Consider the following 15,550-nt stretch of genomic DNA (forward strand, 5'->3'; position numbering starts at 1 on the left):
GTCGGGTATCAGTTTCCCGGTGGGAACTACTCCTCGTTCTCGTCCGCGGATCCGGTCAGGCGCCAGGCGCCGAGCCCGAGGCCGGCGAGGCCGGAGAGGACGCCCAGGCCGGGACCGCTCCCGCCGCTGGCGTCGGTGTCGGTCCCGCTGTCTGTCTCGGCCCCGCTGCCGGTGTCGGCCCCGCTGCTGGTCGCAGTGTCCGTCGCCATCTCTGTCGACTCCGGGGTGGCCGTCGCAGTCTGCGTGGCCTCGGTCGTCGCCGTCGGCGACTCGGTGGCGCTCGGTGTTGGCGTCTCCGTCGCGGTCTCGGTCGGTGTCGCGGTCGACTCCGGCGTCGAGAGGTCGACCGGTTCGCCGGACGGCGTCACCGTCGCGTCGCTGTCGCTCGGGTCCGGGAAGGTGTAGAACCCGCCCGGCCCGTCCTGTTCGGTCGGGTGGAGGTAGCTCGTCCCGACGAAGAACTCGCCGGGGACGCCCACCTGGGCGGTCCAGAAACTCGCCTGGTAGCCGTCCTCCCAGTGTGCGAGCTGTTCGGGGCTCTCCGGGTCGGAGATGTCGTGGACCTTCACCCCGCCGCGGTACCACGACGAGTAGAGGTAGTCGCCGGCGATCTCGAAGTTGTGCGAGGTGGTGTAGTAGCCGCCCTGGCGGCGGCTGGTCTCCCCCTCGGGCGGCTCCGGCGCTTCGATCTCCGACAGCTCCTCGGGGTTCGACGGGTCGGAGACGTCCCAGAGGACGATCCCGCTCGGACCGCCCAGGTCCTCCTCCTCCGGCTCGTCGGTCTCGAGGCTGTCGACTTCGAGGTCCCAGCTCTCGCCGCCGACCGCCAGCAGGCTCCCGTCGTCGTTCGGCTGGACGTAGTGGTCGTTCCCCTCCGGTTCGAGGGCGTACTCGATGGCCTTTCGCTGGTCGAGATCCGCCAGCTCCTCGGCGGAGTAGTCCGCCACGTGACCGAGATACGAGGGGTTCGCGGGGTCCGATACGTCGAGGATCCACGAGCCCGAGTCCCAGTAGGCCAGGTACGCCCGACCGTCCTGGACGTACAGGTCGTGGAGGTTGCGGAGCTGCGAGGAGACGTCCTCGTAGGCGTCGTCGTAGTCGACCACGGACCAGGTCGCGACCGACTCCGGCTGGTCGGGCGCCACGTGGACGATCTCGACCTCCGTCCCCTCCGAGAGGTAGGCGTACTCTCCGTGGAGGTCGGCGTTGTGGATGCTGTACCCCGTCTGGTACGTCTTGAGTGCCTTCGGACTGAGCGGGTCCCGCACGTCGAAGAGGGCGATCCCGCTGAAGTCGCTTCCCCGATCGGTCGCGAGCATCAGGCGACCACGGTTGTACTTCAGGTCGTTGAACGACTCCATCGTCCGACCGTCCGGGCTCTCGATCTCCGAGTAGCTCCCGACGACCTCGGGGTTCTCCGGGTCGTCGCAGTCGACGACGTAGAAGCCGTCGAGCCGCGAGGCGAAGGCGTACCGGCCCGACGGCTCCATCACGGCTTCCGTCGTCTGGAACCCCGCCTGGTCGTTGGTCACGTCCATCTGCGCGAGCGGGGCGAACCCGTCGTCGCCGTCGGTCTCGGCGCCGGCCGTCGTCCCGCTCGGCGCGGTGGTCGCGGGTTCGGCGGTCGGCGTCGGAGTGGTCGTCTCGGCGGAGGGCGATGCGTCGGTGTCGTCGTCGCTGCCGGCCGCTGTCAGGGCGCTTCCCGCGATCCCTGTCAGACCGGCAGCGCCGACTGCGGAACGGAGGTATTCACGGCGGCGCATGCGCCCGTATCTCCGGGCGGCCGTCGTTTAGTTTTGCTGATTAGTTCTGCACGGGCGCGTCGCGTGCACACCCGAGAACGCGTCCCTTTTCCACGCCCCCGCTGTAGACGCGCCCATGTTCGAGTCACGCCCGAACCGGGACGCGGAGGTCGCGCTGGTCGGCCGGTCCAACGTCGGCAAGTCGACGCTGATGCGCGAGCTCACCGGCCACACGTTCGACACCGGCCAGCGACCGGGCGTCACACGCGACCCCAACCACTACGACTGGGCCAGCGAGGACTTCGTCATCACCGACCTCCCCGGCTTCGGCTACATGGAAGGCGTCCCCGAGGACGTTCTCGACCAGACCAAGACCGAGATCGTCCGCTATCTGGAGACCTACGCCGACAACATCCTCGTCGCCGTCCTCGTCCTCGACGGCAAGGCCGCCGTCGACATCATCGACCGCCACTCCGGCCCCGACGAGATCCCCTACGACGTCGAGATGTTCCAGTTCCTCCGCGATCTGGACGTCCCCGTCGTCGTCGCCGTCAACAAGATGGACAAGGTCGACGACCGCGACCAGCGCCTCACCGAGATCTGCGACCGCCTCGGCCTCCCCGGCCCCTGGAAGCAGTGGCAGGACACCATCGCCCCCATCACCGCCAAACGCGGCTCCATCGAACCCATGAACGAAGCCGTCCGCCACCACCTCCACGAACAGGGCCGCGACGACCTGTTTCAGTTCTTCTAAACCACCTTTTTCGCGGAGGGGTGGGCAAACCGCGCCCACCCCTCCGCCAAAAACGTGGGCGAAAAAGGCCGCGAGCGCCTCCGGCGCTCGCGGAAGAACCGGCGCCTTCGGCGCCGGATGCTCAGTACAGCCCACAGAGTGAACAATTGCGATGGCGCGCGCTGTCGCGAGTTCTATCTCGCGACAGCACCGTGCGAGGGATGAGCAACGCAGCGAAGCGAGTAGCGCAATCGGCTGGGGAGGCGTGAGGCTGTTTTGCGGTGCTGTGTGTGGCGGAGCGGTCCTGGCGGACTGAAAGGGCGAGGCTCGGTCGCGGCGACCGGAGGGAGCGGAGTCGCTGAGCGGGCACTATCCGAGCGGAGCGAGGATATCCCGCTCAGCGACCGCGAGCGGGGCGAGGGCTTTCAACTCTCTTCGTCTTCCGCAGTCACTCCAATCCGACTTCTATTCACGACTCACTACACAGAAACAACCACTCAACTCGCACGCACACCGCGTAGCCAGAACAGTCGACGGACGGAATATTCGCTTCCTCGGTCAGAATGACGACGAGGACCTCGTACGGAGCGAACAGGACAGACTCCTCGACCACGCCGAAGCGGCCGACTCGCCCCGTCGACCCGTGTCCTCCTCGGGCCAGGTACCGTCGGCAAGCGCCCCTCTCGGCCCGTCCCCATTCGCCTCTCGTTCCGTCGGTTATCACGGCCGAAAACCGGGGGCGTAGGCTCAAGTCGCCTGCTCCGAACTACCGGACAGACACCGATGTTCTCTCTCTCCTGGCCGTTCTTCGCCTACGCGCTCGCGTACGGGCTGGCGGTCGTCGGCTGCGGCGTCGCGCTCGTGCGTGCGACCAAAGTCGAAGACGCGGCTACCCGTCGAGGGCTGGTCGGACTCCTCGCCGGAAGCAGCGGCTGGGCGCTGTTCCAGCTCGGGTTCCTGGTCGCTCCGACCACTGGAATGGCCTACGCCGCGTATCTCGCCAGTCTCGTCGTCGGGCTGACCACCGTCGGCGCGTGGCTCTACTTCTGTTCGGCCTACACCGGCCGGACGTTCCACCTGAACTCGGCCTACCGCCGGGGCGCGGTCGCCGTCTACGCCGTCATCGTCGCCGTCAAACTCACCAACCCGATCCACGGGCTGTACTTCACGACCGAACTCGTCGCGACGCCGTTCGTCCAGCTGACGATCCGGCACGGCGTCGTCCACTGGGTCGTCACGGGCCTCTCCTACGCGCTCGCGGCGGTCGGCTTCTTCATGCTCTACGAACTGTTCCTCGAGGCCGACTACGACACGCGCCCGCTCGCCGTCGTCGTCGCCGTCACGGGACTCCCGGTCGTCCTCGACATCGTCGGGTTCGCGACCCCCGGCCTGCTCGACATCAACTACGAGCCGCTGGGCGTCGCGGTGTTCGCGGTCGCCGTCCTCTACCTGTACGACGACCGGTTTCTCGCCGTCCAGCTCACCAGCGGCGTCGACGAGGCCGTCGTCTATCTGGACACCGACGGGCGGATCCGCGAGTTCAACGGGCGGGCCGGCGGGCTGTTCCCGTCGCTCGTCGGGTCAGTCGGCGACGCCTTCGACGCGGTGCTCCCCGAGGCCGCCGACCGACTCGACACCGAGCGGTCGATACTCGAACGAGTCGACGACGGAGAACGACGGTACTACCTCGTCAGCGACACCGCGTTCACGCTCGGCCAGACCGACATCGGACGGCTCGTGATGTTCACCGACGTGACCGAGACGGAGCGCCAGCGGCGCGAACTCGAACGCCACAACGACCAGCTAGAGGGGTTCGCGGCGGCGATCCGGCACGAACTCCTCAACACGCTCCAGATCGTCGACGGGCGCGTGACCATCGCCGGCGAGGCGCTCGACGACGGGAACGTGTCGGGCGCCCGCGACTCGCTGGGCACGGCCTCGCGTCACACCACGCAGATGGCGTCGGTCGTCGACGACCTGGCCGACCTCGCCCGCTACGGGCAGACGCACGAACAGACCCAGTCGGTCGACCTCACCGCGACCGCCCGGGAGGCCCTCGGCGCGGCCGGCGCGGACCACCTGTCGCTGTCGGTCGAACCGGCCACCGTCGACGGCAACGAGCCCCGTGTGCACGACCTGTTCAGGAACGCCTTCGAGTTCGCCGCGCACAACGACGCCTCGTCGGTGGCCGTGACGCTCCGCGAGGACGGCTTCGCGATCACCGACGACGGGGACGCGCCCGGCGACAGGCGGAGCGAGGCGTACTTCGATTACGGGGGCGCGGTCCCCGACTCGACGGCCGGGATGACGCTCCCGAACCTGCGGATGCTCGCCCGGACCCAGGGGTGGTCGGCGACCATCGACACAGACTACGACGAGGGCGTCCGGATCGTCGTCTCCGGCGTCGGCATCGAGCGCGCCAGCGCCTAGCGGACGGCTAGCGCTGTCGACGGAAGACGCGTCGCCCGGCGGACCGGGCCAAAAGCGGCTCCTCGTGCGGGGTCACGAGGTCACGGCCGGGGAGTCAGGCGACGTTGAATCCCTTGTCCCGGAGGAAATCCTCGACGCGACCGATGTGATTCCCCTGCAGTTCGATCGAGTCGTCTTCGACCGTCCCACCACACGCGAACTTCGATTTCAGGTCGGAGGACAGGCTGCTCATGTCCACGTCCTTCGGGTCGAATCCCTCGATTATCGTTACCTCTTTCCCGTATCGTCGCTCGTCGATGCGGACGCTGATCTCCTGGGAGTCCTTGGCCACGTCCTCGCAGACGCAGAGCTCCTGGGGTAACCCGCACGTAGAGCACACCTCAGACATAGTTTCCCGTTCGGTCGGTCACGGTGGTTGCTGGGCTATGACTGAGGTCTTGCGGCGTACTCGCCTTGGGCAGCGAGCAGACTTCCGACATTACGCCTCGCCATACGAAATCGACCTATTAAACACTGTCGGGACCTCCCACAGGCACCGTCACACCGGGAACCGAGAGCGCCGCTCAGGCGCCCCGCCAGCCGACGATCTCGTCGACCAGCGAGACCGCCTCGTCGGCCTCCTCGCGGGTGACCTGTCCCGCGTAGCGGGCGCGTTCCCGGACGTACGCGACCTGCGTCGCGCGCTCGTCGGCGCCGATGGCCGCCAGGTACTGCCGCGGCGTCTCCTCCGGCCGCCGAGGTCGGTGGCGCTCGGCGAGGAGGTACTCCAGGCGCTCGAACGCCCGTTCGGCGTCGGTCTCCGGGTCCTTCCGCGGCTGGTACCGGAGCCACACCGCGCGGTAGGCCCGGCCGGTGACGCCCGTCCGCCGGAGGCCGACGACCAGCCCGAGCAAGACGATGGCGCCGAGCGTCGTCTCCTCGCGCGTCGGCGGACGGCCGCCGAACGGTCCCGACGCGTCGTCACCGCCGCCGCCCGATCCGTTCGTCGGCGCGGCCGTCACCGACGGACTCGAGATGGTCACGTTTTCCTCGGGCCCGGACCCGGGACGGGTGATCCGTTCGGGGACGGTGACCTGACCCGGGGCCTCCTGGGCGGGTTGCTCGGCGCGCGGCGTCAGCGGCGCCGGTGTCGCCGTCGGCGTGGGCGTCCACTCGCTGGTACCGGTGTCGTTCGTGTCCACGTCGGTGCGGTTGTTCTCCCGCGCGCTCGTGAGCTCCTGCTGTTCGGCGGCCTGACGGGGCCCGGCGGGCGTCGGGTCGAAGCGGACCCAGCCCACCTCGGGGAAGTACACCTCGACCCACGCGTGGGCGTCGTACCCGCGGACGACCCACTCGTCCTCCCCGACGCGCTCGCCCGGCGTGTAGCCGACGGCCATCCGCGCCGGGATGTCCTGCGTGCGCAGCATGACGACCATCGTCGACGCGAAGTACGTGCAGTAGCCGGCGTCCATCTCGAAGAGGAACTCGTCGGCGACGTTCCCGCGCGGCCGCTGGACGTCCAGCGAGTACTCCTTGTTGTTCTCTAACCACCGTTCGACGACGCGCGCGGTGTCGTAGGGGGTGTCCGCCCGGGCGGTGATCCGTTCGGTCCGGTCGCCGACGCGGTCGGGCGTGCTCGACGGCAGCCGCGTGTAGCGCTCGGCGACCGACGAGGGGTAGTCGGTTCCCGCGGAACGCAACTGCTCGCCGCTCGCGACGGGGACGCGACTCGTCACGCTCGCGGTCTCGCCCGACGACAGCGTCCCGTCGATGTCGAGGCCGTCGAGGTCGGTGACCAGCGCCCGGTCGGCGACGTCGTCACCGACCGAGACCGGCTTCCACGCCGCCGGCAGGACGCTCATGTCGTCGACCGCGGTGTAGGTCTGCTCGACGCTCCGGCTCTGACCGGGCGGCGCGTCGAGCCGTCCGTTGTAGGAGTGGTCGCTCCCGGTGCGGATCCAGCCGTCGCCGGTGTAGCGGTCGAACGTCCCGATCTGCCAGTAGGACTCGGCGTCGCTCTCGACCCGGAAGCGGACCTCGGGCGACAGCGAGAGGTTGCCCGCGATGCCGACCTGGTTGTCGGCCTCGACGAGATTCGCCTCGACGGTCCCGCCACCGACGCCCGGACCGCCGGTCTGGAAACTCGACCACGAGTCCGCCGTCCGCGAGGGCCCGCCCGGAACGACCGGCGCGACCGCCGAGAGGAGGATGAGCGCCGCGAGCAACACCGCGAGCGGCTCGGCGGCCTGCAGCGAGTCGCCGCGCCGGTCCATGTCGCCGACCGCGACGGCGACGATCCCGCCGACCACCCCCAGCAGCGTCGTGACGTTCGAGGCGTCGCCGGTCAACACGAGGAACCCGAGCGTCCCCCCGCCGGCCACCACGCCGGCGACGTACCGGCGACGCAACGCCAGATACCACGTCAGGAAGAGCGGTCCCGGCGCGACGCCGAGCACCCACAGGTCGACGTTCGTCACCTGCAGGAGCGACCGGCCGGTCATCAGCGCGATAGCGTCGGTCATCAGCGGGAGGATCGGCGGCTGGCGCGGCAGGCTGAAGACGTACAGCGTCAGCCCCGCGCCGAGCAGTCCGACCGCGACGACCGTCGCCCAGCGGAGGCGGAGGGAACTCGACAGCGACGTCGCCGCTCCCAGCGTGATGGCTCCGACGACGAGGAACGCCAGCGGCTGGCCCGTCACGTCGATGAAGTGGTAGAAGACGGAGCCGTACGCCGAGACGAGCAGCGCGATCCCGCCGAGTGCCACGGTCCTGACCGGGTCGAAGTCGGCGAGGTCGACGCCGAGGTCGCGCGAGCGCGTGCCGGTGCTCACGACTCCACCCCCCGGTTCGTGAGCGGGTTCTCGCGGCTCACCGTTATCTCCTCGAACGTGCGGTCGTCGGTGCCGAAGGTGACGGTGACGCCGTCCGAGCTCCCGCGGATCACCACGTCGGCGTCCTCGACTGCCCCGTCGGGGAGCGCGTACGATTTGAACGGTGACGTGAAGTCGGTGTTCGTCACGGCGAGCGCGCCGAGCAGTCGTCGGCGGTGTTCCTCGCCGCGTCCGAGCGGGACCGTCTGTTCCGGGATCCGCAGTTCGACCGAGAGGCCGGCGTCCAGCGCCATCACGACGACGCTGGCCGCGGCGGCGGCCATCTCGTCGACGGCGCCCGCGTCGGCGGTCGCCGCGACGACGAGGTCGTCGTCCTCGACGCGGTTGTCGGCGAACTCGGTGACGAAGATCTCGTCCTGCGCCTTGGCGGTGGACTTCCAGTGGACGTCACGTAGCGGGTCGCCCGGCACGTACTCGCGCAGGGAGTCGAACTCCTGGCGCTCGACCTCGGAGCGGTCGAGCACGTGCCGGACGATGACGTCCCGACCGGCGACCTGATACACCGGCGGATAGACGACGACGCGGGTGGTCGACCCCGCGCTGTAGGTCGTCTCGACCAGTCCGAGGATGTCGCGGACGCGCACGTCGAGCGGCCCGAGTTTGTGTCGCCCGCGCTCGACGCAGGTGAGCGAGTACGAGACGGTGGTCGGGAGCGTCGCCTCGACGGTCGCTCCCTCGGCGGCGAGGCCGTCGGGGACGGTCTCCTCGATCAGCGCGACGCCGCTCCCGCTGACCTCGACGGTCACCTCGCGGGTGTCGCCGGGGAACCCCGCGGGGACCGTGTCGCGTTCGGCGGCCGGCGGTTCGCTTCGCCACAGCTGGACGACCGAGGCGAGGAGGGCGACGAGGGCGGGCGCGGCGACGGCGTTGAGCGCGCGAGCCCCGTAAGTGATCGCGAAGACCTCGGCGACGAGGACGATCCCGACGACGGCGTAGCCGCGGCGTGTCAGTTGCATCACTCGACGCGGACGGATTCGAGCGCGTTCTCGACGACGGCCCGCGGCGTCGTCTCGTCGGTGCTCGTCCTGATGCGGTGCGGGAAGACGACCTCCGCCTCGGTCTGCACGTCGTCGGGGATGACGTACTCCCGCCCCTCGAGGACGGCACGACCCTGTGCGGCCTGTAACACCGCGAGCCCGCCCCGTGGGCTCACGCCGAGTTCGGCGTGTCGCCGGGTGAACTGCGAGAGCCGGGTGACGTACTCGCGGACGCTCCGCTCGACGGTGACGTTCGCGGTGGTCTCGCGGGCGCTCTGCAGGTCTTCGAGCGTCGCGACTGACTCGAGTTCCTCGATGGGATGCTCGCCGACGATCCGGTCCAGCATCTCCGTCTCCTCGTCGGTCTCCGGGTAGCCCAGGTGGAGCTTCTTCATGAATCGGTCGAGTTCGGCCATCGGGAGTTCGTACGTCCGGTCCCGCTCGACGGTGTTCTGCGTCGCTATCACGGTGAACGGCTGGGGGAGGGTGCGCGACTCGCCGTCGACGGTGACCTGCTGTTCCTCCATGGCTTCGAGGAGGGCGGACTGTGTCTTGGGCGGCGCGCGGTTGATCTCGTCGCCGAGGACGACGTTGGCGAAGACGGGACCGGGGCGGAACTCGAACTCCTCGGTCTTCTGGTTGAAGATGTTGACGCCGGTCACGTCCGACGGGAGGAGGTCGGGCGTGAACTGGACGCGCTTGAACGACCCCTCGAACGACTGGGCGATGGCGCGGGCGAGCATCGTCTTCCCCACGCCGGGGACGTCCTCGAGCAGGATGTGCCCCTTCCCGAGCAGGGCCGTGAGGATGTGTTCGATCTCGTTGTGGTGGCCGACGATCACCTGTTCGACGTTGTCGACGACGCGCGTGACCACCGTCTGGGCGTCGTCTACGTCCTCGACCGTACTCTCCTGGCGACCGGAGACTGGGGTGTCTGTGTCTGTCATGTATGGCACGGCTCCGACACGCCGCGTCAGGGACCCGCGACTGCCGCGGCGACTCGTGGATGCGTGGGGACGACTCCCACGTGGCGTTCGGTACCGTGGCTTATGGCCGAAGACAGGTAACGTTTGCTTCGCTCACGAGGGGGCCGAAGCCTCGCTTCGACCGGACTGGGTAGATCGCGCTCACTGCGTTCGCGCGAACGCTCGGTACAGCCGATAGATCGACCGGGCGACCCGGTCGGTATCGGGGTGAGCCGTTACGACCCCGCCGTCACGTTCGTCGCCCAGTCCGGTTTCTCGACGTCGGTGCTCCCCACGTCGGACAGGGTGTACGTCCGGGAGAACCGCACATGAGAAACGTGTTCTGGAGATCTCACGAACGTGTACCGGTAGTAGCGGATGACGCCGTCTTCGTCGAGCAGGAGCGTCGCGGAGAAGTTCTCGTAGGACCAACTCGCGTTCTCGCTCCCCGCCCACGGGCCGGACAGCGCGTCGGCGCCGGTGGCCTCGTACCGCATCACCGGAACGCCCTGGAACGTCTCGACGCCCTCGCGCTCGTAGGTGGCGTCGATCGCACCGTGGTCGTAGGAGGCTCCGCTGCCGTTGTCGAACCAGCCACGCCAGAGATAGTACTCGCTCGACTCGTCGAAAATCAGATAGTGGGTGTCCGGCTTGACCGTCAGCTCGTCACCCTCCTGCCACATCCGGTACGTCGCGCTCCCGTTCGAATAGTGGGTCACGTTCCCCGAAAAGTACCCCTCGGAGTGTGAGAGGTACTGTGAGGCGCCCGGTTCGACGAGATACCGGGTCGTGTCGTTCATGTGTCTGAACTTCTCCTCCGACGTCGGACTGCGGTCCGTCCGGTTTTTCTCGATCACGAGCGCGAAACTCGTGTCGGCCATCGCAGTCGCGTGGGTGTCGAACACCGACTGGTCGATGGCCGACGCGTTCGGGAAATCGGCGGGGGACGCGTCAGGTGTCGGTTCGTTCCCGTCCGTGCCTAGAGGTCCAGTACAGCCCGCGAGGACGAGGAGGGCGACGACGGCGGTCGCTGAGAGGAGGGACGCACGCATGGGATACTGTTACTCACTGCACAATTAACGATTCCGTTACGGCGGTTCTCCCGCACAGTCGTTCCGGTCCGACAGACGGCCGTTCAGACGACCGGACGTCTACCACTCCTTGCAGTCCGTACAGACGAGGTCGCCGTCCTGTCGCCACCGCCGGTCGACCGTCTCCGCACAGTCCGCGCAGAGGCCGCCGTCGCCGCTCCAGGCGTACGTCGAACTCGCCGGTTCGACCTCGCTGGGATCGACGCGGACGTCCTCACCGTCGGACTCCGCGGGCGTATCGCCGTTACCGGTAACATCGTCGTCGCCAGTCGCATCGTCGTCACCGGTCGCATCGTCGTCGCTCAGAGCGGTATCGTCACTCGGATCGGTTTCGCCACTCGACGCGGACTCGGCCGCCGCTTCCTCACTATTCTCGGTCGTCTCGGCGCCGTCGTCCGTCTCCTCGGCGCCGTCGTCTGTCTCCACGGCGCCGTCGTCTGTCTCCACGGCGCCGTCGTTCGTCCCCACGTCGTCGGAGTCGTCAGATTCGTCGGAGTCGTCAGGCTCGTCGTCGTCGTCCTCCAGAAAGTCGTCGAGCGACCGGTCTCCCATGCACTGGTCTGGTCGCGCGCTCCTCTTAGCGCTGACGGACCCGTCGACCGCGTAGCCGTATCGACCTCGCCGCCTTACGACCGCGCGTTCTCGATGGCCTCGACGAACGCGGCGGCCGACTCGCGGACGCCGTCCCAGTCCTCGCGCTCGATGGCGTCGTAGTCCACGAGCGCCGAGCCGGCCCCGACTGCCACCGCTCCGGCGTCGAAGTACTCGGCGACGTTGTCCGCCGAGACGCCGCCGGTCGGCATGATCGGGATGTCGCCCAGCGGTCCCTGGAGCGCGCCGATGTGGCCCGGTCCGACCGTCGACGCGGGGAACATCTTCAGGATGTCCGCGCCCGCCTCCATCGCCTCGGCCGCCTCGGTCGGCGTCATCACGCCGGGGATGCAGACGACGCCCTCGCGGTTGCACACGTCGATCACGTCCTCGTTCAGGTTCGGGGCGAGGACGAACTGCGCGCCGGCCTCGATGACGTTGCGCGCCGCGGCGGCGTCCATCACGGTGCCCGCGCCGACGACCGCGTCGGTGCCCTCCATCGCCCGGTCCACGTCGGCGATCATCTCGCTGCAACGCTTGGCGTCGGCCGTCACTTCCAGCGCCGTGACGCCGCCCTCGTGGATGGCCTCGGCCACCGGCACGATGTCGTCCTCGTCGATCCCTCGCAGGACCGCCGTCACGCCGCTGTCGACGATACGCTGCTGGATGTCGCCTTTCTTCGTCATGTCTCTCCATCCGACCGGCGGGGGCAAAAGGGTACTCGGTCTGGTCGGGCCGTCCGTGTGTCCCGTGATCACTCGCCACTCGATAGGCACGCTTTTGATTCGCTGGTGTCACCTCTCTGGCCATGCCTTCCGAGATCCCCCTGGAGGAACTCGCCAGTCTCCCGAACGTCTACCATCCTCGACTCGACCCCGCGGGCGAGCGGATCGCCTGCTTCTACGACGGGAGCGGCCGCGTCGAACTCTGTCTGGTCGACCCCGGGACGGGCGAGGTGACGCAGGTCAGCGACGGTGAGGTGCCCCGCGAGGCGCGCTACCCCATCGAGTGGGCGCCCGACGGCGAATCTGTGTACTTCCACCGCGACGAGGGCGGCGACGAGCAGAACGACATCTGCGCGTTCGACCTCGACGGTGGCGTCCGGGCGGTCGTCGAGAACGACAGCCAGTGCATCCTCTTCGACGTGGCCCCGGACGGTCGCCTCCTCTACGCCAGCGACGCCGGCGCGCAGATGAACCTCTACGAGCACGACCCCGCCGTCGGCGAGGACCGACAGTTGACCCGCTACGACCGCCCCGTCTTCGGCGGACAGTACGACCCCGCCGGCGAGCGGGTCGCCTACGTCACCAACGAGCGGGCCGACCTGGAGAACCGCGACACCTACGTCGCGTCGGTCGCCGAGGCCGCCCCGGACCCGCCCACCAGCGAGGGCGGGGACGCCGCGGCCCGCCGCCTCGACGTCAGCCCCGAGGGCTACGAGACGGGCGTCTCCGACTGGGCGCCCGCGGGCGACGCGCTCCTGCTCACGGACAACGAGACCGACCGCTCGCGGGTCGGACTTTACGACCTGGCGACCGACGACCCGACGTGGCTGAGCGACGGCGAGTTCGAGGAGCACGGCCACTTCGTCCACCCCGACGGGCGCGTCTTCGCCGAGCGGGTGACCGAGGGGACTCAGCGACTCGTCGTCTACGACCGCGAGGGCTCGGAGGTCGCGACGCCGTTCACCGACGGAGTGGCCTGGCCCGTCGCCGGCCGCGACGCCGCGGTGTTCCCGGACGGGAGCGTCCTCGTCGGCCAGGCCACCGCGACGACCCGCACCACCTACTACCGGTACGACCCCGCCGCCGACGAGACGGCGGTCGTCCGCGAGGCAGAGTACGGCGACGTCGACCCCGACCGCTTCCGCGGCGCCGAGTACGTGACCTACGAGTCGACCGACGGGACCGATATCGGGGCCGTCCTCTACGACAGCGGCGAGCGCCCGTCGCCGGTGGTGGTCGCGGTCCACGGCGGGCCGCCCGCCGACGTGAAGCAGTCGTTCGACGCCCAGACCCAGTTCCTCCTCGACCGCGGGTACTCCGTGCTGTGGCCGAACTTCCGCGGGTCGACCGGTCGCGGCCGCGCGTTCAAGAACGCCATCCACGGCGACTGGGGCGGCCAGGAGCAGGAAGACGTCGCCGCGGGCGCCCGCTGGGTCGCCGACAAGGAGTGGGTCGACGAGGACGACCTGGCCGTCTTCGGCGGGTCGTTCGGCGGCTACTCCGCCTACTGGCAACTCGTCCGGTACCCCGACCTGTGGGACGCCGGCATCGCCTGGGTCGGCATCACCGACCTCCCGGGCCTGTTCGAGGAGTCGATGGCCCACTTCAAGACCATCCTGCGCGAGCAGATGGGCGACCCCGAGGACAACGCCGACCTGTGGCGCGAGCGGAGCCCGATCACCCACGTCGAGGACATCGAGGCGCCGCTGTTGATGCTCCACGGCGTCAACGACCCGCGCTGTCCCGTCTCGCAGGCCCGCGACTTCCGGGACGCCCTGGAGGAGCGCCGCGGCTGGACCGAGGGCGAACAGTTCGAGTACGTCGAACTCGGCGCGGAGGGCCACGCCTCGACCGACATCGACCACAAGATCCGCGTCTACCGCGAACTCGCCGACTTCCTCGACGAGCGATTCCCCGCGGAGTGAGCGGTGCGAGGCGCGAGTGGAACGAGCGCCTCGGTAGCGAGCGGCGAAGCCGCGAGCAGCGGACGACGCCGCGGCCGACCGCCCGCGCTCACTCCGCTGCTTCTCCGGGCTCGTAGGGATGAGCGATGTCGGACTTCGGCGCGCCCGTCCCGAGGACGCGGACGTTCTCCTCGGCGCTCTCTGGGTTGTACGCCCGATGGGCGCTCTCCGGTTCGGCGACGAACACCTCGCCCGCCTCGACGACGTACTCCTCTTCAGGTGTCTCGACGTGCAGCGTTCCCTCGACCACGTAGAAGGCCTCCTCGCGGCGGTCGTGGTAGTGGTATACTCGAGGGAGTTGCTCGCCGGGCGCCATCTCGTAGGTAGCGAGGTGGAGCGCGGCCAGTTCGGCGGCGTCGGAGATCCCTCTTCGATCGCAGGGGTAGTCCGGCGTCGCGTCCAACTCGTCGGGGTCGACGTGGTGGTAGCCCATGCCCGACCGTGGGTCGCGGTCGCTGATAAAGGCCGTCGGGAACGCACCTCAGCCCATCACGTGCAGGATCACGGCCACCGTCCCGAGCGAGGCCAGCGTGGTGGCGAAGACGTTGAGCGAGGCCAGCTGGGCGTCGCCGCCGAGTTCGGTCGCGTAGACGTACGTCGAGACGGCCGAGGGCATGCCGAGCATGACGACGACGGCGGCCGCGGCGGTCGCGTCGACGGCCAGCAGGGTGAACACGACCCACGCGACCGCGGGCATCAGCCCGATCTTCATCGCGACGACCGACCCGGTCAGCCCGTAGTCCAGGTCCGCGTCGACCACCTGCAGCGAGGCGCCGACACAGAGCAGTGCGACCGGGAGCGCGAGTTCGGAGACGCTGCCGAGTCCGGTCGCGACGGCGCCGGGCACGCCCAGTCCGAGCGTCGAGAAGCTCAGCCCGACGACGAGCGCGATCAGGACCGGGTTGGTGACGACGCCGCGCAACTCCTCGGCGGCGTCGGCGTCGGCGTCGTTGATGGCGATCAGCGAGAGCACCGTGAGCGGCGTCTGGACGAGCACGCCGATGCCGAGGACGACCGCGGCGGTCCCGCTGGCGGCCCCGCCCAGCGTCGCTTCGACGAGCGGTAGTCCGAGGAAGCCGAGGTTCGAGTGGTACGACTGGACGAGGGCGACGCTGCGGCGGCCGCGCGACGCGCGCCGGCGGTGGAGCAGCCACGCGAGTCCGACGACCGTCGCGAACACGAGGAGCACGCCACCGACCAGCGCCGGCGAGACCAGTTCACTCAGCGCACGGTCGTACGTCGAGGAGAAGACGAGCGCCGGGAGCGCGACGTAGAACGCCACGCCGTTCAGCCACTCCGTCCGCCGCTCGGTCAGGACGCCGACCTGCCGGGCGCCGACGCCGATACCGAGAATCGCGAGCAGATACCCCAGCCGGACGAACACCTCCATACCCTGCCCGTACCGAGCGGTGCTCTTGTGCGTTCGGATCGGAGCGCGTCTCGCCGGTGGGGACGGGCGGGA

The 15,550-nt window shown here is 69.2% G+C and carries 13 protein-coding genes; 3 read left to right on the plus strand and 10 right to left on the minus strand.

What is annotated here, in order from left to right; all coding sequences use genetic code 11:
* Positions 1-26: 26 nt before the first annotated feature.
* Positions 27-1,763 (minus strand): LVIVD repeat-containing protein, encoded by a 1,737-nt coding sequence (locus D1409_RS15990; RefSeq protein ID WP_123537991.1) that lies wholly within the window; start codon positions 1,761-1,763, stop codon positions 27-29.
* A 115-nt stretch (positions 1,764-1,878) separates the two neighbouring features.
* Here D1409_RS15990 and engB point away from each other — a divergent pair, with 115 nt between their 5' ends.
* Together engB and D1409_RS16000 are read left to right on the plus strand one after the other, a co-directional pair.
* Entirely contained in the window at positions 1,879-2,496 is a 618-nt protein-coding gene (gene engB / locus D1409_RS15995; protein ID WP_123537992.1) for a GTP-binding protein EngB, read from the plus strand.
* Positions 2,497-3,258: 762 nt separating this feature from the next.
* A complete protein-coding gene (locus D1409_RS16000) occupies positions 3,259-4,905 on the plus strand; it encodes a histidine kinase N-terminal 7TM domain-containing protein (protein WP_123537993.1) in 1,647 nt (548 codons plus the stop codon).
* Positions 4,906-4,999: 94 nt separating this feature from the next.
* On the opposite strand, the gene yciH is transcribed toward D1409_RS16000, so the two are convergent.
* The 7 genes from yciH to D1409_RS16035 all read right to left on the minus strand — a co-directional run bounded on the left by yciH (position 5,000) and on the right by D1409_RS16035 (position 12,085).
* Positions 5,000-5,293, minus strand: coding sequence for a stress response translation initiation inhibitor YciH (yciH, locus tag D1409_RS16005; protein WP_123537994.1), 294 nt, complete (start codon positions 5,291-5,293; stop codon positions 5,000-5,002).
* 175 nt (positions 5,294-5,468) lie between these two features.
* Positions 5,469-7,715, minus strand: coding sequence for a transglutaminaseTgpA domain-containing protein (locus D1409_RS16010; protein ID WP_123537995.1), 2,247 nt, complete (start codon positions 7,713-7,715; stop codon positions 5,469-5,471).
* Entirely contained in the window at positions 7,712-8,731 is a 1,020-nt protein-coding gene (locus tag D1409_RS16015; RefSeq protein WP_123537996.1) for a DUF58 domain-containing protein, read from the minus strand. Before D1409_RS16015 ends, D1409_RS16010 begins: the two co-directional genes overlap by 4 nt.
* Positions 8,731-9,699, minus strand: a complete 969-nt coding sequence (locus D1409_RS16020; protein ID WP_123537997.1) for an AAA family ATPase — start codon at positions 9,697-9,699, stop codon at positions 8,731-8,733. The genes D1409_RS16015 and D1409_RS16020 overlap by 1 nt, the downstream gene beginning before the upstream one ends.
* A 254-nt stretch (positions 9,700-9,953) precedes the next feature.
* Positions 9,954-10,769, minus strand: a complete 816-nt coding sequence (locus D1409_RS16025; protein ID WP_123537998.1) for a DUF7537 family lipoprotein — start codon at positions 10,767-10,769, stop codon at positions 9,954-9,956.
* 99 nt (positions 10,770-10,868) lie between these two features.
* Positions 10,869-11,360, minus strand: a complete 492-nt coding sequence (locus D1409_RS16030; RefSeq protein ID WP_123537999.1) for a DUF7573 domain-containing protein — start codon at positions 11,358-11,360, stop codon at positions 10,869-10,871.
* A 74-nt stretch (positions 11,361-11,434) separates the two neighbouring features.
* Entirely contained in the window at positions 11,435-12,085 is a 651-nt protein-coding gene (locus D1409_RS16035) for a bifunctional 4-hydroxy-2-oxoglutarate aldolase/2-dehydro-3-deoxy-phosphogluconate aldolase (protein ID WP_123538000.1), read from the minus strand.
* A 122-nt stretch (positions 12,086-12,207) separates the two neighbouring features.
* Here D1409_RS16035 and D1409_RS16040 point away from each other — a divergent pair, with 122 nt between their 5' ends.
* The gene (locus D1409_RS16040; RefSeq protein ID WP_123538001.1) at positions 12,208-14,049 is read left to right on the plus strand and encodes a S9 family peptidase; all 1,842 of its coding nucleotides are present in this window, start codon (positions 12,208-12,210) and stop codon (positions 14,047-14,049) included.
* Positions 14,050-14,137: 88 nt separating this feature from the next.
* Here the strand turns inward: D1409_RS16040 and D1409_RS16045 are convergent, their stop codons facing one another.
* Together D1409_RS16045 and D1409_RS16050 are read right to left on the minus strand one after the other, a co-directional pair.
* Complete coding sequence (locus tag D1409_RS16045; protein WP_123538002.1) at positions 14,138-14,521, minus strand: cupin domain-containing protein; 384 nt, start codon at positions 14,519-14,521, stop codon at positions 14,138-14,140.
* A gap of 48 nt (positions 14,522-14,569) precedes the next feature.
* Positions 14,570-15,478: an AEC family transporter gene (locus D1409_RS16050; protein WP_123538003.1), complete on the minus strand. Its 909-nt coding sequence runs from the start codon at positions 15,476-15,478 to the stop codon at positions 14,570-14,572.
* Between the last annotated feature and the right edge of the window lie 72 nt (positions 15,479-15,550).

Source organism: Halosimplex salinum, assembly GCF_003730195.1.
In the GTDB taxonomy this organism is placed as follows: domain Archaea; phylum Halobacteriota; class Halobacteria; order Halobacteriales; family Haloarculaceae; genus Halosimplex; species Halosimplex salinum.